This window comes from Lysobacter firmicutimachus, from assembly GCF_037027445.1.
Taxonomy (GTDB): domain Bacteria; phylum Pseudomonadota; class Gammaproteobacteria; order Xanthomonadales; family Xanthomonadaceae; genus Lysobacter; species Lysobacter firmicutimachus.
Genome location: NZ_JBANDL010000002.1, coordinates 4,909,564 through 4,929,706 on the forward strand (window position 1 = coordinate 4,909,564; position 20,143 = coordinate 4,929,706).

Annotated in this window: 18 protein-coding genes; 7 read left to right on the plus strand and 11 right to left on the minus strand. The window is 69.9% G+C overall.

Annotated elements, in window-relative coordinates:
• Nucleotides 1-197: 197 nt before the first annotated feature.
• Entirely contained in the window at nucleotides 198-1,565 is a 1,368-nt protein-coding gene (locus V2J18_RS21220) for a S8 family peptidase (protein WP_064749353.1), read from the minus strand.
• A gap of 664 nt (nucleotides 1,566-2,229) precedes the next feature.
• Here V2J18_RS21220 and V2J18_RS21225 point away from each other — a divergent pair.
• Nucleotides 2,230-2,412, plus strand: a complete 183-nt coding sequence (locus V2J18_RS21225; protein WP_064749352.1) for a hypothetical protein — start codon at nucleotides 2,230-2,232, stop codon at nucleotides 2,410-2,412.
• Nucleotides 2,413-2,509: 97 nt separating this feature from the next.
• On the opposite strand, the gene V2J18_RS21230 is transcribed toward V2J18_RS21225, so the two are convergent.
• From V2J18_RS21230 to glnA, 4 genes are all read right to left on the minus strand, one after another.
• The gene (locus tag V2J18_RS21230) at nucleotides 2,510-3,895 is read right to left on the minus strand and encodes an ammonium transporter (RefSeq protein WP_079248293.1); all 1,386 of its coding nucleotides are present in this window, start codon (nucleotides 3,893-3,895) and stop codon (nucleotides 2,510-2,512) included.
• A 21-nt stretch (nucleotides 3,896-3,916) separates the two neighbouring features.
• Nucleotides 3,917-4,255 carry a P-II family nitrogen regulator gene (locus V2J18_RS21235; RefSeq protein ID WP_064749351.1) on the minus strand — a complete coding sequence of 113 codons (339 nt, stop codon included), beginning with the start codon at nucleotides 4,253-4,255 and terminating at the stop codon, nucleotides 3,917-3,919.
• Between the two features lie 43 nt (nucleotides 4,256-4,298).
• Nucleotides 4,299-5,105: a TorF family putative porin gene (locus V2J18_RS21240; protein ID WP_075575239.1), complete on the minus strand. Its 807-nt coding sequence runs from the start codon at nucleotides 5,103-5,105 to the stop codon at nucleotides 4,299-4,301.
• An 801-nt stretch (nucleotides 5,106-5,906) separates the two neighbouring features.
• Nucleotides 5,907-7,316 (minus strand): type I glutamate--ammonia ligase, encoded by a 1,410-nt coding sequence (gene glnA / locus V2J18_RS21245; RefSeq protein WP_064749696.1) that lies wholly within the window; start codon nucleotides 7,314-7,316, stop codon nucleotides 5,907-5,909.
• 303 nt (nucleotides 7,317-7,619) lie between these two features.
• Here glnA and V2J18_RS21250 point away from each other — a divergent pair, with 303 nt between their 5' ends.
• The 5 genes from V2J18_RS21250 (at nucleotide 7,620) to V2J18_RS21270 (ending at nucleotide 11,739) form a co-directional block, all read left to right on the plus strand.
• Nucleotides 7,620-8,426: an undecaprenyl-diphosphate phosphatase gene (locus tag V2J18_RS21250; RefSeq protein ID WP_064749695.1), complete on the plus strand. Its 807-nt coding sequence runs from the start codon at nucleotides 7,620-7,622 to the stop codon at nucleotides 8,424-8,426.
• A gap of 19 nt (nucleotides 8,427-8,445) precedes the next feature.
• On the plus strand, nucleotides 8,446-8,955 hold the full coding sequence (locus V2J18_RS21255) for a DUF2750 domain-containing protein (RefSeq protein ID WP_064749694.1): 510 nt from the start codon (nucleotides 8,446-8,448) through the stop codon (nucleotides 8,953-8,955).
• Between the two features lie 88 nt (nucleotides 8,956-9,043).
• Nucleotides 9,044-9,586, plus strand: a complete 543-nt coding sequence (locus V2J18_RS21260) for an META domain-containing protein (protein ID WP_336132817.1) — start codon at nucleotides 9,044-9,046, stop codon at nucleotides 9,584-9,586.
• A gap of 274 nt (nucleotides 9,587-9,860) precedes the next feature.
• Entirely contained in the window at nucleotides 9,861-10,775 is a 915-nt protein-coding gene (locus V2J18_RS21265) for an META domain-containing protein (RefSeq protein WP_336132818.1), read from the plus strand.
• Nucleotides 10,776-10,878: 103 nt separating this feature from the next.
• Nucleotides 10,879-11,739 (plus strand): META and DUF4377 domain-containing protein, encoded by an 861-nt coding sequence (locus V2J18_RS21270; protein WP_064749691.1) that lies wholly within the window; start codon nucleotides 10,879-10,881, stop codon nucleotides 11,737-11,739.
• Between the two features lie 30 nt (nucleotides 11,740-11,769).
• Here the strand turns inward: V2J18_RS21270 and V2J18_RS21275 are convergent, their stop codons facing one another.
• From V2J18_RS21275 to V2J18_RS21300, 6 genes are all read right to left on the minus strand, one after another.
• Complete coding sequence (locus tag V2J18_RS21275) at nucleotides 11,770-12,237, minus strand: RDD family protein (protein WP_336132819.1); 468 nt, start codon at nucleotides 12,235-12,237, stop codon at nucleotides 11,770-11,772.
• 106 nt (nucleotides 12,238-12,343) lie between these two features.
• Complete coding sequence (locus V2J18_RS21280) at nucleotides 12,344-12,970, minus strand: YbhB/YbcL family Raf kinase inhibitor-like protein (RefSeq protein WP_064749689.1); 627 nt, start codon at nucleotides 12,968-12,970, stop codon at nucleotides 12,344-12,346.
• Nucleotides 12,971-13,086: 116 nt separating this feature from the next.
• Nucleotides 13,087-15,162, minus strand: coding sequence for a tetratricopeptide repeat protein (locus V2J18_RS21285; RefSeq protein WP_064749688.1), 2,076 nt, complete (start codon nucleotides 15,160-15,162; stop codon nucleotides 13,087-13,089).
• Between the two features lie 97 nt (nucleotides 15,163-15,259).
• Nucleotides 15,260-16,249 carry a YheT family hydrolase gene (locus V2J18_RS21290; protein WP_064749698.1) on the minus strand — a complete coding sequence of 330 codons (990 nt, stop codon included), beginning with the start codon at nucleotides 16,247-16,249 and terminating at the stop codon, nucleotides 15,260-15,262.
• A gap of 7 nt (nucleotides 16,250-16,256) precedes the next feature.
• Nucleotides 16,257-17,063 carry a lysophospholipid acyltransferase family protein gene (locus tag V2J18_RS21295; protein WP_079248345.1) on the minus strand — a complete coding sequence of 269 codons (807 nt, stop codon included), beginning with the start codon at nucleotides 17,061-17,063 and terminating at the stop codon, nucleotides 16,257-16,259.
• A gap of 169 nt (nucleotides 17,064-17,232) precedes the next feature.
• Nucleotides 17,233-18,543 (minus strand): sugar MFS transporter, encoded by a 1,311-nt coding sequence (locus V2J18_RS21300; protein ID WP_336132820.1) that lies wholly within the window; start codon nucleotides 18,541-18,543, stop codon nucleotides 17,233-17,235.
• A gap of 400 nt (nucleotides 18,544-18,943) precedes the next feature.
• On the opposite strand from V2J18_RS21300, the gene V2J18_RS21305 reads away from it, so the two are divergent.
• Nucleotides 18,944-20,017 (plus strand): glucokinase, encoded by a 1,074-nt coding sequence (locus tag V2J18_RS21305; RefSeq protein WP_336132821.1) that lies wholly within the window; start codon nucleotides 18,944-18,946, stop codon nucleotides 20,015-20,017.
• Nucleotides 20,018-20,143 lie beyond the last annotated feature (126 nt).

Genomic DNA, 20,143 nt, shown 5'->3' on the forward strand with positions numbered 1-20,143 from the left:
GCGCCGGTAGACGCGCGAGTCGTTCGACCAAAGTCGATAGGCCTCCGAACGGACGCGGCGGCCCGGTAAGCGGGTTTGAGGCATCGCTGCATGGCGCAGTGCATCATGCGTTCGCGCGAGCGCGACGGACGCCGAAAAGACGAACCCCGGCCGAAGCCGGGGTTCGCAGGACGGGCAGGCCGATGCCGGCGATGCGGTTACGGCGTGGCGTCGGTGGCTGCGTCGGCGTTGGCGATGCCGGTACCGATCGGCGGAACCGGAGGGATCGGGAACGGGGTGACGTTGGCCTTGATGATGGACTCGATCCCGGCCGGCGACGGCGCGGCGGCAGGCTTGGAGCGCATCAGCGCGACGATGCCGGCCACGAACGGCGCCGCCATCGACGTGCCGCTGTAGTTGGCGTAGCTGGCCGCTCCCGGCGTGGTGGTGCCGCTGTTCAAGGTCGACAGGATGCTCACGCCCGGCGCGGCGACGTCGACCGCCGGCCCGTGGTTGGAGAAGCTGGCGCGCGCGCCGGCCGAAGTGGTCGCGCCGACGGTGATGACGTTGGCGCAGCTGGCCGGCTGGAAGTTGCGCGCGTCGGCGTTGCTGTTGCCGGCGGCGACGACCACCGTCGTGCCGCGCGACACCGCGCCGTTGATCGCGGTCTGGAAGGTCGAGCTGCAGGCGCCGCCGCCGCCCAGGCTGAGATTGATCACGCCGGCCTTGTTGGCGCCCACCGCCGGCACGCCGGCGACCACGCCGCCCGAGGCCCAGGTGATCGCATCGGCGATGTCGACCAGGGTGCCGCCGCACTTGCCGAGCACGCGCGCCGACAGCACTTTGGCGCGGAATGCGGTGCCGGCGACGCCGGTGGCGTTGTTGGTAACGGCCGCGGCGATGCCGGTGACGTGGGTGCCGTGCCAGCTGGACGGGTTCGGCGAGCACCAGTCGCCCGGATCGCTCGGGTCGCTGTCGCGGCCGCCGCCGTCGTTGGCGGTCGCGGCGTTGCTGATGAAGTCGTAGCCGCGCGGCGTGGTCAGGTTGGCGATCAGGTCGGGGTGGTTGGTGATGCCGGTGTCGAGCACCGCGATGACTTCGCCCTGCCCCTGGTAGCCGTTGTCCCAGCCGGTGTTGGCGCGGATGCCCCAGGTGCCGTGCAAGCCCCATTGCGAGGGATAGTTGGTGTCGTTCGGGGTCAGCGCCGGATGGAAGATCGAGTTCGGCTCGACGTATTCCACGTTCGGATCGGCGGCGATGTGCTGCATCAGCGTGGTCGCTTCGGCCACGTCGAGCGGACGGCTGGTTTCGACCAGTTCGGCGCCGGTGGATACCGAGCGCGCGTGCTTGATGCTCAGGCTCCGCTTGCCGAGTGCGCCGACGGCGATGTCGAGGCGGCGCTGGAAGTCGGCGGCCTTGCCCGGCGAACCGGACTTGTAGGCGATGATGAAGCCCTCGACCGGACGATTCGGATCGAGGCTGCTCAGATTGACGCGTTCGGCGGCGAAGCCGGGAACGGCGACGGCGGCGAGGGTGGCGGCCGCCAGGATGTGCCGGCGGAGGTGGCGCTGGGATTGCTGAGACATTGGCGAAACTCCCGTGAGGTTTCGTTTCGTTTGGCCGCGCTAATGCGGCGAACCGTCCTGGTTCTCTCGCGATCGACGATGGAGATACGGCTGCCTTCCGCGATTGCGTCCGGACGTCGTAAGGGATGCAGCGCTATGCATCCGGGCTAGGCAGCCTAGGCAGGAATATTTATTCGACAACGGCTAAACGTCTATTCGTCACATCGGTTCCGTGGCGCCGGATCGGAATTGCGGTTGGCGCGCGGTCGCAGTGGGCAGCGCCGCAGCGCCATCGGTGCGCGAGCCGGTTCGGAACGCGCCGGCGGCGCAACCGAGAGTGGCGTGCCGTCCACCGCCTGCCGGGGATGGATGCCGGCTGCGGCGGTCCGCGTCGCCCAGGGCGCCGGAAAAGCCGGCGTTCACGCCCGCCGCGGCAGTGCGTTTCTCCGGGTGCGCCGCGCGAGCGATCCGTCGCCGCCGCCTTTGTCACGTAGCGGAGTTCCTGCATGTCGACGATACGCATCGCGTTGTCCGGTGCCGTATGCGGCTTGGCGATCCTGGCGTCGCCGGCGGCGGCGAACGAACGGGGCCCGGCGACGATCGATTGGCCGCAGGCGCAGTCCGATATCCGCGCCGACGAAAAGCTCGAGCCCGACACGGTGCGCCTGCTGCGTTCGGCGCCGCCGTGGCGCGCGGCGCGCGCATCGGCCGGGTGTCCAACGACTTCGACGGCGCCGCGACCACCGTCCACCTGCATTTCGATATCAAGGACAGCGTGCGCGTGGGTGCCCGCAGCGAAGTGGTGTTCGTGCCGCCGTACAGCAGCCGGCGCAAGGCGTACGAACGCTTGCTGAGCGGACAGCCCTGACGCCGGTGCGCGGTGCGCTCGCCGTCCGCACCGGCCACGGCGCGCGGCGCGGCGCAGTCGCGGCCGGCCTTTCGCGCGAAAGGCCGGCCGCCGTGGATCAGCTTTCGTACGCCGATTCGCCGTGGCTGGTGATGTCCAGCCCCTCGCGCTCGGCTTCCTCGGCCACGCGCAGGCCGACCACGGCCTTCACTACGACGAAGGCGAGCACCGACACCAGGCCCGACCAGACCACGGTAATGCCGACGCTGAGCGCCTGCACGCCGACCTGTTCGAGGATGCTGTCGTTACCGGCGCCCAGGCCGAAGCCGCCCAGCGCCGGCGAGCTGAACACACCGGTGAGCAACGCGCCGATGATGCCGCCCAGGCCGTGCACGCCGAACACGTCGAGCGCGTCGTCGGCGCGCAGCAGGCGCTTGAGCCCGTGCACGCCCCACACGCAGGCCGCGCCGGCGATGGCGCCGATCGCGATCGCGCCGAACGGCCCGACCGTGCCGCAGGCCGGAGTCACCGCGACCAGTCCGGCGACCACGCCCGAGGCACCGCCCAGCATCGACGGCTTGCCCTTGATCACCGCTTCGACCAGGCTCCAGGCCAGCGCCGCGGCGGCGGTGGCGAGCAAGGTGTTGAGGAAAGCCAGGGCTGCGCCGGCGGTCGCTTCCAGGTTGGAACCGGCGTTGAAACCGAACCAGCCCACCCACAGCAGCGAGGCGCCGATCATGGTGTAGGCGACGTTGTGCGGCTTGATCGCCTCGCGCCCGTAGCCGATGCGCTTGCCGACGAAGTAGGCGCCGACCAAACCGGCGACGCCGGCGTTGATGTGCACCACCGTGCCGCCGGCGAAATCGATCGCGCCCTTGGCGAACAGGAAGCCGTCCGGCCCGTACCAGACCATGTGCGCGATCGGCAGGTAGGCGAAGGTGAACCAGAGCGCCGCGAACAGCAACACCGCGGAGAACTTGATCCGCTCGGCGAAGGCGCCGACGATCAGTGCGCCGGTGATGCCGGCGAAGGTCGACTGGAACGCCACGAACACGTATTCCGGCAACGACACGCCGGCGCTGAAGGTGGCCGCCAGGGCGTCCTTGTTCACGCCCTTGAGGAACAGCTTGTCGAGGCTGCCGATCCAGGCGTTGCCGCCGGCGAAGGCCAGCGAATAGCCGTAGCTGACCCAGAGCAGCACGATCAGCGAGAACACCGCCAGCACCTGCATCAGCACCGACAGCACGTTCTTGGAGCGCACCAGCCCGCCGTAGAACAAGGCCAGGCCCGGCACGGTCATCAACAGCACCAGCAGGGTCGAGGTCAGCATCCAGGCCACATCGCCCTTGTCGACTACGGGCGCAGCGGCGGCGGCCGCGTCCTGGGCGCGCGCGGCGCCGGCGGCGAGCAGCGCCAAGGCCGGCGCCGCGGCCAGGGCCCACGCGCGGGCCGAGGCATGGGGGGACCGCTCGCGCGAGCGGGATTCGATCGTCGTGTACTTCATGGTCGTATCTCGCGTGAGGGTTCAAAGAGCGTCGTCGTCGAGCTCGCCGGTGCGGATGCGCACCGTCGCTTCGACCGGCAGGACGATGATCTTGCCGTCGCCGACCTTGCCGGTGCGCGCGGCGTTCTGGATCGCCTCCAGCGCGGCGTCGAGCAGGCTGTCGGGAACCGCGCACTCGACTTTGAGCTTGGGCAGGAAATCGACGACGTATTCGGCGCCGCGATACAGCTCGGTATGGCCCTTTTGCCGGCCGAAGCCTTTGACTTCGGTGACGGTGATGCCCGATACGCCGACTTCGGTCAGCGCTTCGCGCACTTCGTCGAGCTTGAACGGGCGGATGATCGCAATGATCAGTTTCATCTCGCAGCTCCGTGGATGTCTTGGACGGTGGGGCGCAAAGCGTTCAGAACGCCTTGGTCAGGGTCAGGGTGAAGGCGTCGTCGGCGAGGAAGTGGCCGTGCGCGTTGGTGTACAGCGCCTTCTCGGCGTCGGTGCCGCTGTAGGCGGCGGCGACCGAGAATCCGTTGTCGAAGCTCTTGGTCACGCCGAGCTTCCAGTCGGTGTACTCGAAGTCTTCGTTGTGCTCGATCCACTGCTTGCCGCCGTGCAGGTTGAGCGTCCAGCCGGGCTGGAAGGTCCAGTTGAGGTTGGCGTCGAGGTAGGACGAACCGTCGGAGTCGGCGTAGCCGAACAGATCGGTGACGGCGTAGGAGTACTTGAGCCCGAGCGACACCGCCTCCGACGGCGCCACGCTGCCGCCGAGGTAGATCTCGGTGGTGTTGGGGCTGTTGAAGCCGGACGGATAGTCGCCGGGGTAGTAGTAGGTCAGCACGCCGACGTCGTAGGACACGATCTCCCCGGCCTTGCCGCGGTAGCCCAGGTAAGCGTCCAGTTCCAGGCTGTTGGAGATGTCGTCGCCGACCACCACGGTGTCGGACAGCCAGCTGACGTTGCTGCCCCAGGCGCCGGCGTAGAAGCCGCTGTCGTGGGCGTACTCGATCCCGCCCTGCAGGGCCGGATCCTGATCGGTCTGCGACACGCCGCGGAACAGGTAGTCGCTGGTCAGAGCGATCGAGCCGGTGACCCCGGCGTGCACGGGCACCGCGGCGAGCGCGGCGAAGGCGGCCGTCATGGCCAGGGCGAGCGCGTGCGCGCTCGTGCGCGCCGTGCGGACGCGGCGGGTGACGCGATGATTGGCATGTAACGACATGACGCAGGCTCTCCTCATAAGCGGTGGCCCCTCCCCGGTCATTGCTGCGGGCGTCCCGGTCCCGGTAGCGGGATGCGGTCGCCGATGCGACAGCGGACTCTTCGGTCCGCCTTGCATGGGTCGTTTCGTCCTCCTGCGATCGTTGGCGACGGCGACGGAACCTGCGGACTCTGTCGGTCTCGTGTCGGTTCCGCGATAAAGCGCTTTGCTGCATTTGTTGCGGGTTTCTTCGGCCAAGCCGCTCCCGCGACGGCGGCCGTGGGCCGTCGTCGGGCGGGGGTGGGCGGGTGGCGCCGCCCGGCTTGGAGTTCGTTCCCTGAAAGCGACACGGCCCGGAGCGCTAGCCCCGGGCCGTGTGCCGTTTCATCCCGCTGCGCGCACCGCCGCGCACCGCCGCATCGCATCGCGCCGCGCCGCAGCGAAGCGGCGCAGGCGGACAACGGGCGGTGGTGGGGCGAAAGCGTTCATGGCGGTCGATTGCTCTACGGCGTGGATCGTGCAGTACATCGGGTACTCGAGCGGGCGAACCGGGGGCCGTCCGGAATGCGTTGAAGCGCATTCCGGCCCGGTGAGCGCCCGACCCGCCCGGGGCGGGCTGGACATCCGCCGGTCAAAGACCGCGATACGCCCGTCCTACTGCGCGGCTTAGATCGTGTAGTACATCTGGTACTCGAGCGGGCGAACCGGGAGCCGTCCGGAATGCGTTGAAGCGCATTCCGGCCCGGTGAGCGCCCGACCCGCCCGGGGCGGGCCGGACATCCGCCGGTCAAAGACCGCGATACGCCCGTCCTACTGCGCGGCTTAGATCGTGTAGTACATCTGGTACTCGAGCGGATGAGTCGCCGCGCGGAACTTGGTGACTTCCTGCATCTTCAGCGCGATGTAGCCGTCGATGAAGTCGTCGGTGAACACGCCGCCGGCCTTGAGGAAGTCGCGGTCCTTGTCCAGCGCTTCCAGGGCCTGGTCGAGCGAGTGGCACACGGTCGGGATGCCCTTCTCCTCTTCCGGCGGCAGGTCGTACAGGTCCTTGTCGCTCGGCGCGCCCGGATCGATCTGGTTCTTGATGCCGTCCAGGCCGGCCATCATCAGCGCGGCGAAGGTCAGGTAGCCGGACTGGATCGGGTCGGGGAAGCGCATCTCGATGCGGCGCGCCTTCGGGTTGGCCACGTACGGAATGCGGCAGCTCGCCGAACGGTTGCGCGCCGAGTAGGCCAGCATCACCGGCGCTTCGTAGCCCGGCACCAGGCGCTTGTAGCTGTTGGTGCCCGAGTTGGTGAAGGCGTTGATCGCGCGCGCGTGCTTGAACACGCCGCCGATGTACCACAGCGCCAGCTGCGACAGGCCGCCGTAGCCGTCGCCGGAGAACAGGTTGACGCCGCCCTTGGCGAAGGACTGGTGCACGTGCATGCCGCTGCCGTTGTCGCCTACGATCGGCTTGGGCATGAAGGTCGCGGTCTTGCCGTTGCGGTGGGCGACGTTCTTGATGATGTACTTCATCGTCAACAGTTCGTCGGCCTTGGCGACCAACGAGTTGAACTTGGTGCCGATTTCGCACTGGCCGGCGTTGGCGACTTCGTGGTGGTGCACTTCGACCTCGATGCCGACCTGCTCCAGGGTCTTGCACATCTCGGCGCGGATGTCGTGCAGCGAGTCCAGCGGAGCGACCGGGAAGTAGCCGCCCTTGATGCCCGGACGGTAGCCGCTGTTGCCGCCTTCGTATTCGCGCGCCGAGTTCCAGTGCGCCTCTTCCGAGTCGATATGGAAGAAGGTGTGGCCCATCTCGTTGGCGTAGCGCACCGAATCGAAGATGAAGAATTCCGGCTCCGGACCGAAGAAGGCCTGGTCGGCGATGCCGCTGGACTTCAGGTAGGCCTCGGCGCGCTTGGCGACGCCGCGCGGATCACGCGAGTAGGCCTGCATGGTGGCCGGGTCGAGGATGTCGCAGGTCAGCACCAGGGTCGGATCGGCGGTGAACGGATCCAGGAACGCGGTGGTCGAATCCGGCAGCAGGATCATGTCGGACTCGTTGATGCCCTTCCAGCCGCTGATCGAAGAGCCGTCGAACATCTTGCCGTCCTCGAACAGCGCCGGCTCGACGATCGACTTCGGGAAGGTCACGTGGTGCTGCACGCCACGCATGTCGGTGAAGCGCAGATCGACGAATTCGACCTTGTGGTCCTTGATGAGCTTTTCGACGTGTTCGAGGGACATGACTGATCCGGGATTGGCGATTGGGGATGGGGGATTCGTGCGCAGCGAGGGCGTTGGCGCCGCCTGCCCATAGGGATAGCAAGCGCCATGCCAAGTTTTTCTGATCCGCAAGCGACTGTTTTTTATAAGGATCGTCGTGTCCGCCACGAACGAACGCACCAACCGGATGCACGAAACAGGGGCATTGCACCAAGTTAGTGCAACACGCTTTCCGCTATCCTGACCCGCCGCCGCGCCTCCCCCGACCGCAGCGGCTCGAAGCCGAATCCCCTCTCCCGAATCCCCAATCCCCGCCCCCAAAGCATGACCGACCTGTTAGCCGCCCTGATCCTGGGCATCATCGAAGGCATCACCGAGTTCCTGCCGATTTCGAGCACCGGGCACCTGCTGATCGCCCAGCACTGGCTCGGCCACCGCTCCGACCTGTTCAACATCTCGATCCAGGCCGGCGCGATCCTGGCGGTGGTGGTGATCTACTGGAAGCGGCTGTGGGAGCTGGCCACCGGCTTCGCCCGGCGCGAGAACCGCGACTACCTGTTCAAGCTCGGCGCCGCGTTCGGCGTCACCGCGGTGCTCGGCATCGCGGTCAAGAAAGCCGGTTTCCAGTTGCCCGATCAGGTCCTGCCGATCGCCTGGGCGCTGGTGCTGGGCGGGGTGTGGATGATCGCCGCCGAGCATTTCGCCGCCAAGCGCGCCGCCACGCTCGGCGAGCGCAGCGCGATCACCTGGACTGTGGCGATCCTGGTCGGCATCGCCCAGGTGATCGCCGGCGTGTTTCCGGGCACTTCGCGTTCGGGCGCGACCATCTTCATCGCGCTGCTCGCCGGCACCACCAGCCGCGCCGCGGCGACCGAGTTCACTTTCCTGGTCGGAATCCCGACCATGTTCGCCGCCACCGGCTACGAACTGCTCGACGTGCTCGGCACGCCGGCCGCTGCGAACGAGGACTGGAACGCACTCGGCGTGGCCTTCGCCGCCTCGGCGGTGACCGCCTTCATCGCGGTGAAGTGGCTGCTGCGCTATATCCAGACCCACCGTTTCACCGCTTTCGCGATCTACCGCTTCGTATTCGGCGCGGCGCTGTTGCTGCTGATGCCGTCGGGCAGTTGATCGCTTTCCGGAGCCCGCCATGCACGATCCCGACGAATCCGATCCGCAACGCCTGCTCGACTATCAGGAACTGTCCGCGCCGGAACGCTACGCGGCCTGGCTGGACGCGGTCGCCCGCGAGGGCCGGCTGTGGGTGGCGGTGTCCGGCGAGTACGTGCTGACCCTGTTCGACGACGACGGCCAGGAGCTGCTGCCGGTGTGGCCTTCGGCCGAGACCGCGCGCGCCTCGCTGGCGCCGGCGGCGAACCTCAAGGACTACGCACCGGCCTCGCACGAGCTGGCGGCCTGGCGCGAACGCGCCGTGCCGGCGCTGGAGCAGGACGGCCTGCTGGTCGGCGTGTTCCCGAACGCTCAGCGGCAATGCGCGGTGATCGAACCGGCGCAGGTCTTGGCCCATCTGGATGCACTGCTCGTCGACGGAGCGGTCGGCGACGGCGCGGACAAGAGCGGCGATACGGCGGACAGCGGCATCGATCTCGAACAGGCGCGGCGGGCGCTGGCGCAGAAGTTCGCCCAACCCAAGGACTGAGCGCCGGCTCCCGGCTTTGCCGGCGGCGCGCCGCTAAGATCGCAGCTCCGGCCGGCGCGGTTCGCGGCCTCCGACCAGGAAGGTCCTCATGCATCGGTTGATCTTGGCGCTGTCGCTCGCCGGCGCGATGACGACGGCCGCAGCGGCCGTGGCGGCGGAAAAGCCGCCGGTCGCTACCCAGCCTGCCGCTGCCCAGTCCGTAACCGCCAAGCCGGACGCCCGCCTGGCCGAGCGGCTGCAGTCGGTCGACTGGCGGCCGGTATGGGCCCGCGACGCCCACGGCAGACCGGTAGTCGCATTGAACCTCACGCTCGGGCGCGACCTGCGCGCGCGCTTCCGCAACGGCGCCTACGAACTGATCGGCGTGTGCAACACCGTCAGCGGCGCGTACCGGGTCGAAGGCGGTCGGCTGTTGCGCGACCGCCGGCTCGATACGGTGGAAACCACCGCCGGCTGCCAGCGCGACATGGCGGCCGAGCGGGCCTTCTTCGCCCAGCCGCTGCTCGATACACGCATTTCCATCGACCGGGATTGGAAGCGGCGCGTGTGGACGCTGCATGCGGTCGCCGACGACGGCTCGCGCATGGAACTGGTCGAAGCAACGGCATTGAAGACGGCGCCGGGTCGCTGAAGCGACGCCGGGCCGGCGAACTGTTTGCTTCTTCGACAACGTGACCGGTCTGGCGTTTTTGCCGGCTGCGGCCATAGCGCGGCACGGCATGCGCGCCCCAGGCTATGCCATTCCGCCCAGGGCGCGGCCATGCCCTCGCCGGCCGAGGATCGCGGCGGCAGTGTCGGCGGCGAGGCGCGACCGCGACGAGAGCGACCGCCACGCGCCGCCGCCCCGATCGCCGCAACGCACTCGAGCCCGAATTCGCTCTGCCCTGCCCGACCGAGAAAGCCGCATGGTTACGTTCGCTTCGTTTCGCTCTTCCAAGCCCGGCGCATTGCGGTTCGCCGTATCGGTCGCGGTGCCGCTGGCGCTGGCCGTCGCATCGGCCGGCTGCGGCTTCGGTGGGTCGCGCGACGGCGGCAACGCCGCGCCGGCCAGCGCCGTTTCGGTGCCGCAGCGCGCCGCCAACGAGAGCGACCTGGCCGAGTACCAATGGCAGGTGCAGCTGGCGACGCGCGCCGACGGCAGCGCCCTGGCCATGTTGCAGGCCGACGCCGATCGCCAGGTGCGGGTCGATTTCCGCCATCGCCGCATGGCCTTCAGCGGCGGAGCCAACACCGTGTCGGTCGACTATCGGCTCGAAGGCGCGCGCATCGTCGCGGTGGGCGACGGCTTCGAAACGACCCTGATCGGCACCTCGCAAGAACGCGCGCAAGCGATCGACGACGCGCTGCTGCGTTACCTCAAGCCGCCGTTCCGGCAACGCCTGCACGGCAGCGGCGCGACCCAGCGACTGCACCTGACCGGCGCCGACGGTACGACCCTGGTGCTGCAAACCGCGGACGCGCCCTACGGCGCCAAGGGCGAGGACGTGAGCCTGGAAATCGCCGCCGTGCCGCGCACCTGCTCGGTCGGCTGCGCGCCCTTGAATCCGCCCGCCCCGAACTGCGTCTCGGCGCGCAGGCTGCACTGGGTCGACGACAGGCCGCAGCCGGCATCGGCATGGTTCGACTTGCCGCTGCATGTCTTCGATGGTCCACGTCCCCGGCCCGGCCGGCGCCAAGTGCTGCAAACGCGTCATTACCCGAGCCTGAGCGGACAGGCCTGCTCGCTGGGCGTGTATCGGGTCGAAGAGATCGCCGATGTCGCAGCGCTGGCTCAAATCGCAGCGCAGGGCGACACGGTCGCCGCCCCCGCACAGCCCTGAGCGGCGCAGGCGAACCCGACCCGCGGCTGAACGCGCTCAACCCCACCGCGCGCGCGGGGCCGTTGATCCGATCTTCGCAGTTCAACCCGGATCATTGCGCCCCATGAATATCCAACGCCCCCTGCTCCTCGCCGCCGCGCTGTCCAGCGTCCTGCTCGCCGCCTGCGCCGCGCCTTCGACCAACCACAACGGCGCCGACGCCGGCGCCAAGCCCGAGAGCGCCGCCCTGGATGCGGCCAAGTCCGACCCGGCGCCGGCCGCGTCCGCGATCGAGCTGCCCGCCTACGTCTGGCACCTGGAGCGCGCCAGCGACGCCGCCGGCAAGCCGATCGCGCTGCTGCAGCGCGAAGGCAAGTACGGCCTGCAGCTGAGTTTCCGCGACGGGCGCCTCGGCGTGTCCGGCGGTTGCAACCGCGCCGGCGCCGCGTATGCGTTGAGCGGCGGCAAGATCGAGATCAAGTCCTTCCAGACCACGCTCATGGCCTGCCAGGACCAGCGCCTGATGCAGATGGACAGCGAGATCGCCAAGCAGTTGGAAGGCAGCGCCCAGTACGCGATCCAGGGCGAAGCGCCGCAGCCGCGCCTGTTGCTGACCACGGCCTCGGGCGCCAAGCTCGAACTCAGCGGCGAGCCGACCGCGGAAACCCGCTATGGCGGCCCCGGCACGACCGCGTTCTTCGAAGTGGACGCGCAGCGCCGCACCTGCCCGCATCCGCTGATGCCGAACCACCAGTGCCTGTGGGTGCGCGAGCGCAAGTACGACGGCAACGGCGTAGCGCTCAAGCCGGACGGCGAGTGGCAGTTCCTGTACCAGGAGATCGAGGGCTACACCCACGAACCCGGCGTGCGCAACGTGGTGCGGGTGAAGAAGTTCGACGTCAAGAACCCGCCGGCCGACGCATCGTCGGTGGCTTACGTGCTCGACATGGTGGTCGAGAGCGAGCTGGTCTCGCCCAAGCGATAAGCGCCGCTCGATCGTCCGGTGCGGGCGCGCTCAGCGCGTCCGCACCACCCGGGTGCGCGGCAGACGATCGTGCCAGCCGAGCCCGGCGAACAGCACCGACAGCGGCTCGAACGGAATCAACCGGCACAGCGTGCGCCCCAGCACCTGGCCCCAGGTCGGCGGCCGCCCCTGTTCGTCGACCACTCGCGTGCCGGTGACCAGCTTGCCCAGGGTCGCGCCGAACATGCCTTCCAGCGGCACGTAATAGACCAGCATCAGCACGATGTTGAAGCCGATGTCGCGCGCCAGGTTGGGCTGCTCGAGCGCGGCGATCGCGGCCTCGCCGGCGACCAGGCCGTAGCCCATGGCGCCGACGAACATCATCGCCAGCATGGCGACGGTGTCGATCAAATGATTCGCCAGGCGCCGGCCGCGACCGGCGTCCACCAGCGTGCCGATCCGTTCCGACACGGCCACCGCCGCCTGCGGCGCGTGGTAGGGGTTGTGCTGCTCTTCCATGCGCGACACCGTTCGTCCTGGATGAGGGCGCGACTCTAAGCCGGCCGCCGTCCTGCCGCAATCCGCGTCGAACGCGCTTCGGCGCAGCCCCTCGGGCGCGCCGCGCTCAGCCTTCGACCGCGGGGTTCAACGAGTACGTCGCATAGGTCGTCGCCTGGCCCAGCACATGCCCCTGCATGGCGTAGAACACGTCCGCGGCGGTGAAGCGCGGGCCCAGCGCCAACCGCTCGACGTCGAGCGCGAACAGGCGGAAGAAATAGCGGTGCAGGCGCAGGTCGTTCGGCGGCGGGAAAGCGCCGTCGTAGCCGTACCAGTCGCCGGCCATGTCCGGGTCGGCGGCGAACCAGCCGGTGTAATCGTTCAGCCCCTGGCGCGAGCCGCCGGGGCCGGCCGGATCGCGCTTGCCGTGGGCGACCACGCCGTCGCTGCAGCTGCCGGCGGCGATTTCGCGCAGGTCGGCCGGCAGGTCGGCGACCACCCAATGGATGAAATCGCAGCGCACCTGATGTTCGGGGATCTGCACGTCGGCGCGGCCGACCATCTCGGCCACGGTCGGCACGTCGGGATCGATGCAGATCAGCGCGAACGAACGGGTGCCGGCCGGGACGTCGTCCCAGGCCAGATGCGGATTGCGGTTGGCGGCGAAACCGTAGCCGTCGCCGCTGGCCTGGCCGGCGGCGAACTCGACCGGCAGGCGCCGGCCATGCTCGAAGCTGTTGCTGTGGATGCGCATCGGAACTCCTTTTGTGCGGCGGCCGCGCCGGCACGATCGCGGCGCGGCGGAACGGGACGGTCAGGACACGGACGATACGGCAAGGCCGCGCGCGCGAAAGCGCGCGGCGGCCCGGATCACTGCTCGGGATAGCCCAGGCGGCGCGCGACCGGAGTCAGCACGGCGAAGCATTCGCCCAGCGCTTCGCCGTACTCGCGCCAACGCCCCGCCGGCAGGCGCTCGCCGCCCAGGCCGACGCCTTCCGGCAGCGAGATCTGCACGCGCAGCGTGTCGGCGATCGTCTGGGCGATCGCGCCCGGGTCTTGGCCGATCTCGTCGAGCTTGACCAGGGCGTGCGGGAACAGTTCGTGCTCGTGCAGATCGGCGATCTGTTCGAGCAGGCGCGCCAGCCAGCGCGCACCGGCCTCCGGGGTTTCCAGCGCGTACGGGGTCGGGCTGCCGTAGGCCAGCCAGTCCAGCAGCATGTCGCGCGGGTCGCGCACTGCGATCAGCAGCAGTGCTTCGGACAGGTTGGGGCGCAGCGCGCGCAGCAGGGCGTTGTCCCACCACAGCAGCCAGTCGAACACCGGCCCTTCGGCGGCGCCGCGCGCCGGCAGGGCGGCGCGGTAGAGCTTGGCCAGGAACGCCGGATCGAGTTTGCCGGCGACCAATTCGTCGACCGTGCCGTAGCGCTGCAACGGATCGGTGGGCGGCTGCGCGCCGAAACGGTCGACCAGCAGCGGCGCACCGGCCAGGCGCAGCACCTGCGCGACGCGCTCGACCTGCGAACCCGGCGCGCCCCACAGCAGCAGGATGCCGCGGCTGCCCTCGGCGAGCGGCGTCAGCGCCGGCCATTCCTCGCCGCCGCGCGCGCTGATCGCGTTGCGCGGCAGGCGTTGGTCGGCGACTTCGGCGTGCAGTTCGGCCCAGGTCGCGGCGGCGGCCGAGGGCTGACCGGCGATGTCCAGCGAACGGCCCAACAACTGGCGCAGCTCGCGCTGGACCAGCGGATCGGCGGCCATCCCGATCAGGCGCTCGATGCGCTCGACCGCCGCATCGGGGTCGCGCTCGACCAGGCCCTGGACGATGCGCATCTCGGCGCGCGCATCGCCGGGGCTGAGCTCGACGATGCGATGGGCGATGGCCTCGGCCTGCTCGTGTTCGCCGAGGTGGTCGTGGATCGCGGCGCGCGCTTCCAGCGCGCCCAGATACTGCGGCATGGCCTGGTGCCAACGTTCCACCACCGCCAGCGCTTCGGGGCCGGCGAACGGTTCCAGCGCCAGTCGCGCGCGCCACAGGTTGGGCTGGTCGGCGTGGGTGGCCAGAGCCGATTCCAGCGTGCGCCGCGCGTCGTCGGCATCGCCGAGGCGGCGCCAGGCTTCCATGATCGCGTTGAGCGTGCGCGGGTCCTGCGGATGCGCGGCCAGCGCGGCGCGCAGCAGCGGCAGGGCGCGCTCCGGGCGGCCGGCGTCGACTTCCAGCTCGCCGGCCCAACGCTGTACGCCGAAGCCGGCGTCGGCGGCCTGGGCCAGCGGCGCGATGCGGTCGGCGGCGTCGGCGAAACGCTCCTGGCGGCGCAGCAGGTCGGCGATCAGCAGTTGCAGCGAACTCTGTTCGGGGTAGCGCTCGGCCAGCTTGCTGAAGGCGCCTTCGGCGAAGGCGAAGTGGCCCTTGGCGAAGTAGGCGAAGCCCAGGCTGTGCAGGATCTGCGCGTCGTCCGGCGCCAGTTCGGCGGCGTGGCTGAGCACGGCCAGGGCGCGGTCGGGATCGCCGCGGTGCAGGGCCAGCGCGCCCTCCACCGCCGCCACCTGCGGATGATTCGGCGCGATCCGCGCGGCGGTGCGGCCCAGCCGCTCGGCCTCGTCGAGATCGCCGCGCGAAATCGCCAGGTGGGCGCGCATGACATAAGCCGGGAACTGGTTCGGGTCCAGGCCGATGGCCTGGGCCAGCGCGGCCTGCGCTTCGTCGAGCTGGCGCCCGTCGAGCAGGGCGCCGGCGCGCTCCAGATGCAGTTGCGCATCCTCCGGCGCCAGGCCGATGGCCCGGTCCAGCGCGGCCAGGGCCGCGGCCGGATCGCCGTTCAGGCGCAGCGCGGCGGCGTGCAGGCGGTGCGCGCCGACGTCTTGCGGATCGGCGGCCACGGCCTGTTCGGCCGCGGTCACGGCCTGCGCTGCGTCGCCGCGGCGCAGGGCCTCGAGGATGGGTTCGTACATTGCGGATGCTTCGGCTAAGGGTAGACCGGCCATTGTAGGCGGCCTACGGCGGATTTCCCCGGGCCTTTTTTACCGGGCCCGCTCCCGCGGCCGGCGCTCAGGCCGCGGCGAACGCGGCCAGGCGGTCGCCGATCCAACGCTCGGCGAAACCGTCCAGGCGGGCGTTCTCGAGGAAGCCGCAGTGCCCGCCCCAGGGCGCGATCTCCAGCCGCGCGTGCGGCGGCAGCACCAGCTCGCGGAAGCCGGCCAGCGGAATCACCGGGTCGTCGGCCGCCATCAGGATGCTGACCGGCACCGCCAGCGCGGCCAGGCGCTCGCGGGCGATCGAATAGCCGTCGAAATACCGGTCCAGGGTGCCGTAATCGGTATGCCGCTCGACCATCCACTGGGTCAGCGGGCGCATGCTCAGGCCGAGCGTGCGGTCGTCGAAGTCGTGCAGGGCCGGGAACAGCGCGCGCTTGCGCGCCAGCGAGCCGCGCCATTTGCGTTCGAAGTACCACAGGTACACCGGCAGCCCGGCTTCCATCGAATCCATGGTTTGAGCCGGGTCCAGCACCGGGCAGACCGAGGCGACGTGGACCAGGTCGAGGCCGGCCTGCGGCGCGCGCAACGCCAGGCGCAGGGCGAAGTTGCCGCCGAGCGAATAGCCCGCCACCGACAGCGGCAAGTGCGGAAAACGCCGGGCGATCTCCAATGCCGCCTCGACCACCTCGTCGATGCGGTTGGAATGGAACAGGCCTTCGTTGAGGTGATGGGTATCGCCGTGGTCGCGGAAGTTGAGCCGGAACACCTCGAAGCCGCGCGCCAGCAACTGCGCCGCGGTCAGGCGCATGTAGTTGGACTCGGCGCTGCCCTCCCAGCCGTGCAGCAGCAGCACCAGGCCGCGGCTGCGCGCGCCGGGCACCAGGCTGTGCAGCCCGTGCAGGCGCACCCCGCCGGCGGTTTCGATCAGATGCGATTCGGTGCGCGCGCCGGCTTCGGCCAGGCGCTGCTCGGCGCGGCGCCGGCGCAGCGGGCTGGACCCCAGCACCGACTGCACGTGCGCGTTGCGGAGCCAACGCGGCGGCGCGTAGTCGGACGCGGTCAGCACGGCCTCAGCCCGCCATCGCCTCGAGGATGCGCTGCCGCGCCAGTTCGGCGATGCGGCGGCGCCCGTCGGCCTCGCCCGGGCCGATCGGAGTCAGGAAATGGATCTCGGCCAGCCGGCCGGGTTCGCCGAGCAGGCGCAGGAAATTGGCGAAGAAGCTTTCCTTGTCCTGGAACGCGACCACGGTCTGGGCGCTGCCGCCCTCGCCGTAGCGCAGCGCCACCGGCTGCACCGGCACCCCGGCCTCGACCGCGGCCAGGAAGATGCGGGCATGGAACGGGCCGATCTCGCGGCCGCCGCGGGTGCCGCCTTCGGGGAACACGCCGACCGAGCGCCCCGCGCGCAGGCGCGACAGCATCTCGTGCAGCACCCCGCCCAGCGATTCGGTGCTGCCGCGGCGATGGAAGATGGTCTCGCCGCGCGCGGCCAGCCAGCCGACCACCGGCCAGCCGGCGATCTCGCGCTTGGCGACGAAGCCCATCATGCGCTGGCTGTGCAGGATCTCGATGTCGACCCAGCTGACGTGGTTGGCCACGAACAAGGTCGCGCCCGGCAGCGGGGTGCCGATGCGGCGCAGCTGGAAGCCGAAGATCCGCATCAGCCCGGCCGACCAGGCCCGGATCAGGCGGTGCTCCAGGCTTTCAGCGCCGATCCGGAGGCGCCCGGTCAGCGGCGAGGACAACAGCAGCACCAGCGGCAGGTGGACGAGCACATGCCACAGCAGCAGGGGCACACGGATCAGGTAACGCAGCGCGCGCGCGGTCGGCGCCCCGGAGGGCGCGAGCGCGCCGGCGTGGGGAGGCGGCGCATTCATTGTGTGCACGATACCGAAGCGTCGGGTCAGCGGCCAGCGGCGATTTCACGCTTGGGCGCGAACGGCGCGCAGCGGTGAATAGTTGACCGAGCGTTCGCATCCGCCGCAGCGGCGCCGGGACGCGCCGCCGGCCGGCCCGGCGCGGGCCGGCCGCGCGGACGCCGAAGCCTCAGTTCGGCGCCGCCACCGCCGCGCTCGCGGCGGCCGCGCGCTGGCGCAGCCCGACCCGGTGCCCGGCCTGGGCGAAGTACAGGATGTACAGGTAGCACGGCACCATCAGCAGCAGGAACACCAGCTGGAAGTCCAGGTGCTGCTTCAGCACCGCGTACAGCTGCGGAATCACCGCGCCGCCGGCGATGCCCATGATCATGATCGCCGAGCCGACCTCGGTGTGGCGGCCGAGCGCGCGGATGCCGAGCGGGAAGATCGCCGGCCACATCATCGCGTTGGCGAAACCCAGCGCGGCGACGAAGCCGACCGAGACATAGCCGCGAGTCGCGAACGCGCCGACCGTCAGCAGCACGCCGAGCACGGCCGACACGCTGAGGTAGCGCTCCTGGGTGATGAAGCGCGGGATCACGATCAGGCCGACGACATAGCCGACCAACATCCCGCCCAGGGTCAGCGAGGTGAAGAACTTGGTCTTGTCCAGCGGCAGGCCGAAGCTCTGGCCGTAGGTGCCGATCGCGTCGCCGGCCATCACTTCCACGCCGACGTAGACGAAGATGCACAGCGCGCCCAGCCACAGGTGCGGGTACTGCAGCAGGCTCTGCCGTCCGCCGCCGTCCACCGGGCCGCTGTTGACCTCTTCCGCGCGCAGCTCCGGCAGCGGCGAAAACAGCACGCCGACCGCGAGCAGAGCGAGCAGGCCGGCCATCAGCAGATACGGGCCATGGATGCTGGCGGCGAAGGTGTCGAGCAACTGCGCCTTGGTCGCCGGATCGGCCGCCGCGACCTGTGCGGCGAGATCGCCCATGCCGTGCAGGACCAGCGCGCCCAACACCAGCGGCGCCAGGATGCCGGCGATCTTGTTGCAGATGCCCATCACCGCGATGCGCTGCGCCGCGCCCTCGATCGGGCCGAGGATGCTGATGTAGGGATTGACCGCGGTCTGCAGCACCGCCAGGCCGGCGCCGATCACGAACAGGCCGCCGAGCGCGCCGGGGTACCAGCGCTGGGTGGTGAACTCGCCGAACACCGCCGCACCGATCGCCATCACCAGCAGGCCCAAGGCCATGCCGCGCTTCATACCGGTCCGGCGCAGGATCGCCGACGACGGCAGGGCGAGGAAGAAGTAGGACAGGTAGAACGCCATCGGCACCAGGAACGCGCCGACTTCGTCGAGATCGAAGGCCAACTGGGCGAACGTGATCAGCGGCCCGTTGAGCCAGGTGACGAAGCCGAAAACGAAGAACAGCGCGCCGATGATCGCGATCGAGCCCAGATACCGCGGCTGAGCGCTGGCGTTGGAAACCGACATGTGACTCCCCTCCCAGAGAGGCGGGGGAACGCCCGCCACGTCGCGCGGCCGCTCCGGTTGACCGGTACGACAAGCGTCGGCCCAACGTTGTCACAACTTTTCCGCCGACGCCAGCCGCAGGCCCGAAAGCCCCGCCAAACCGTGATCTCACGCGCGCGCCGGCATGTTGCGCCGCATCAATATCCACGACCGGATTCGGGGTTTTTTGTGCCGTCGTGACAATTTCGCGGGAACTTGTTGACAACGTTGTCAAACGCATCGCACTCTCGGCGCCGCCAGGGGAACCGACGGCCTGTGGAGGGCGCATGCAGTGGGATTGGTACGGGACGTCGTCGATGTCCCCGCGGGGACGCAGCTTGAACGACGCAGGCGCACAGGCGCGCGCCGCCGGAGCGGCCGCATGACCGCTCCCGCCCGGCTGAACCCGGCCGCGACCCAGTTCATCGCCGCCGACGTCGGCGGCACCCATACCCGGGTCGGCCTGGTCCGTCCCGGCAACGGCGCCGAATCGGCCGTGGCCGTGCTCGCGCATCGCAAGTACGTGTGCGCCGACTACCCCAGCCTGGCCGCGATCCTGGCCGAGTTCATCGCCGGCAACGGCGTCGGCATCGACCGCCTGGTGATCGCCTGCGCCGGCGTGGTGCTGGACGACCAGGTCATCAATTCCAATCTGCCGTGGCGGATCTCGCTGTCCGAGCTGCGGCGCGAACTGGGCCTGCGCGAGGTCCTGTTCATCAACGATTTCCAGGCCAACGCCAACGCCGCCCAGTGCATGGCGCCGGGCGACTCGACCCTGCTCACGCCCGGCGTCAGCGAATCGGCGCCGGGCCCGACCCTGGTGATCGGCCCCGGCACCGGCCTGGGCGCGGCGGTGCGCATCCCGCACGGCCGCGGCACCGTGATCCTGCCGACCGAAGCCGGCCACACCGCGTTCGCGCCCGGCAACGCGCGCGAAGTCGACATGCTGCGCCTGGCCCAGCAACGCGGCCAGACCCACGTGCCGACCGAATATTTCGTCTCCGGCCCGGGCCTGGTGAATCTGTACAGCGCGCTGTGCACGCTCAACGGCGTCGAGCCCTCGCTGCGCGCGCCGGCGGCGATCACCGAAGCGGCGCGGCGCGGCGAAGCGCTGGCGCGCGAAGCGGTGCTGACCTTCTGCGCCCTGCTCGGCAGCGTGATCGGCGACCTGGCGACGATCGCCGGCGCCAAGTCGGTGTTCATCGCCGGCGGCATCCTGCCGCAGCTCAAGGACTTCCTCCCCGACAGCGAATTCCACGCCCGCATGCTCGACAAGGGCGCGATGCGCCCGGTGATGGAGCGCGTGCCGGTGCGCTTGATCGAGAACGAACGGCTCGGCGTGATCGGCGCGGCGAGCTGGTACCTGGAACACGGTCAGTACGAATCCGGCGACAACGGTTCCGACGCCGGCGCGAACGCGCCGAACGCGTCGGGCCGGCAACAGCAAACGCAGTAGGCGCAAGGCCTCAGGCGCACGCGCGCAAGGCGCGTGCGCGCGTCATCGCGGCCTCGCATCGAAGGCGGCAACACGCAGCAACCGGAAGCGGCGCCGCCGCGACCGCCACGCACCACTACGAAGAAC

Excerpts from the sequence above, each read along its gene's own strand:
- V2J18_RS21220 (WP_064749353.1), bottom strand. The coding sequence starts at position 1,565 with ATGTCTCAGCAATCCCAGCGCCACCTCCGCCGGCACATCCTGGCGGCC.
- V2J18_RS21230 (WP_079248293.1), bottom strand. The coding sequence starts at position 3,895 with ATGAAGTACACGACGATCGAATCCCGCTCGCGCGAGCGGTCCCCCCAT.
- V2J18_RS21235 (WP_064749351.1), bottom strand. The coding sequence starts at position 4,255 with ATGAAACTGATCATTGCGATCATCCGCCCGTTCAAGCTCGACGAAGTG.
- V2J18_RS21240 (WP_075575239.1), bottom strand. The coding sequence starts at position 5,105 with ATGTCGTTACATGCCAATCATCGCGTCACCCGCCGCGTCCGCACGGCG.
- glnA (WP_064749696.1), bottom strand. The coding sequence starts at position 7,316 with ATGTCCCTCGAACACGTCGAAAAGCTCATCAAGGACCACAAGGTCGAA.
- V2J18_RS21250 (WP_064749695.1), top strand. The coding sequence starts at position 7,620 with ATGACCGACCTGTTAGCCGCCCTGATCCTGGGCATCATCGAAGGCATC.
- V2J18_RS21255 (WP_064749694.1), top strand. The coding sequence starts at position 8,446 with ATGCACGATCCCGACGAATCCGATCCGCAACGCCTGCTCGACTATCAG.
- V2J18_RS21260 (WP_336132817.1), top strand. The coding sequence starts at position 9,044 with ATGCATCGGTTGATCTTGGCGCTGTCGCTCGCCGGCGCGATGACGACG.
- V2J18_RS21265 (WP_336132818.1), top strand. The coding sequence starts at position 9,861 with ATGGTTACGTTCGCTTCGTTTCGCTCTTCCAAGCCCGGCGCATTGCGG.
- V2J18_RS21270 (WP_064749691.1), top strand. The coding sequence starts at position 10,879 with ATGAATATCCAACGCCCCCTGCTCCTCGCCGCCGCGCTGTCCAGCGTC.
- V2J18_RS21275 (WP_336132819.1), bottom strand. The coding sequence starts at position 12,237 with ATGGAAGAGCAGCACAACCCCTACCACGCGCCGCAGGCGGCGGTGGCC.
- V2J18_RS21280 (WP_064749689.1), bottom strand. The coding sequence starts at position 12,970 with ATGCGCATCCACAGCAACAGCTTCGAGCATGGCCGGCGCCTGCCGGTC.
- V2J18_RS21285 (WP_064749688.1), bottom strand. The coding sequence starts at position 15,162 with ATGTACGAACCCATCCTCGAGGCCCTGCGCCGCGGCGACGCAGCGCAG.
- V2J18_RS21295 (WP_079248345.1), bottom strand. The coding sequence starts at position 17,063 with ATGAATGCGCCGCCTCCCCACGCCGGCGCGCTCGCGCCCTCCGGGGCG.
- V2J18_RS21300 (WP_336132820.1), bottom strand. The coding sequence starts at position 18,543 with ATGTCGGTTTCCAACGCCAGCGCTCAGCCGCGGTATCTGGGCTCGATC.
- V2J18_RS21305 (WP_336132821.1), top strand. The coding sequence starts at position 18,944 with ATGACCGCTCCCGCCCGGCTGAACCCGGCCGCGACCCAGTTCATCGCC.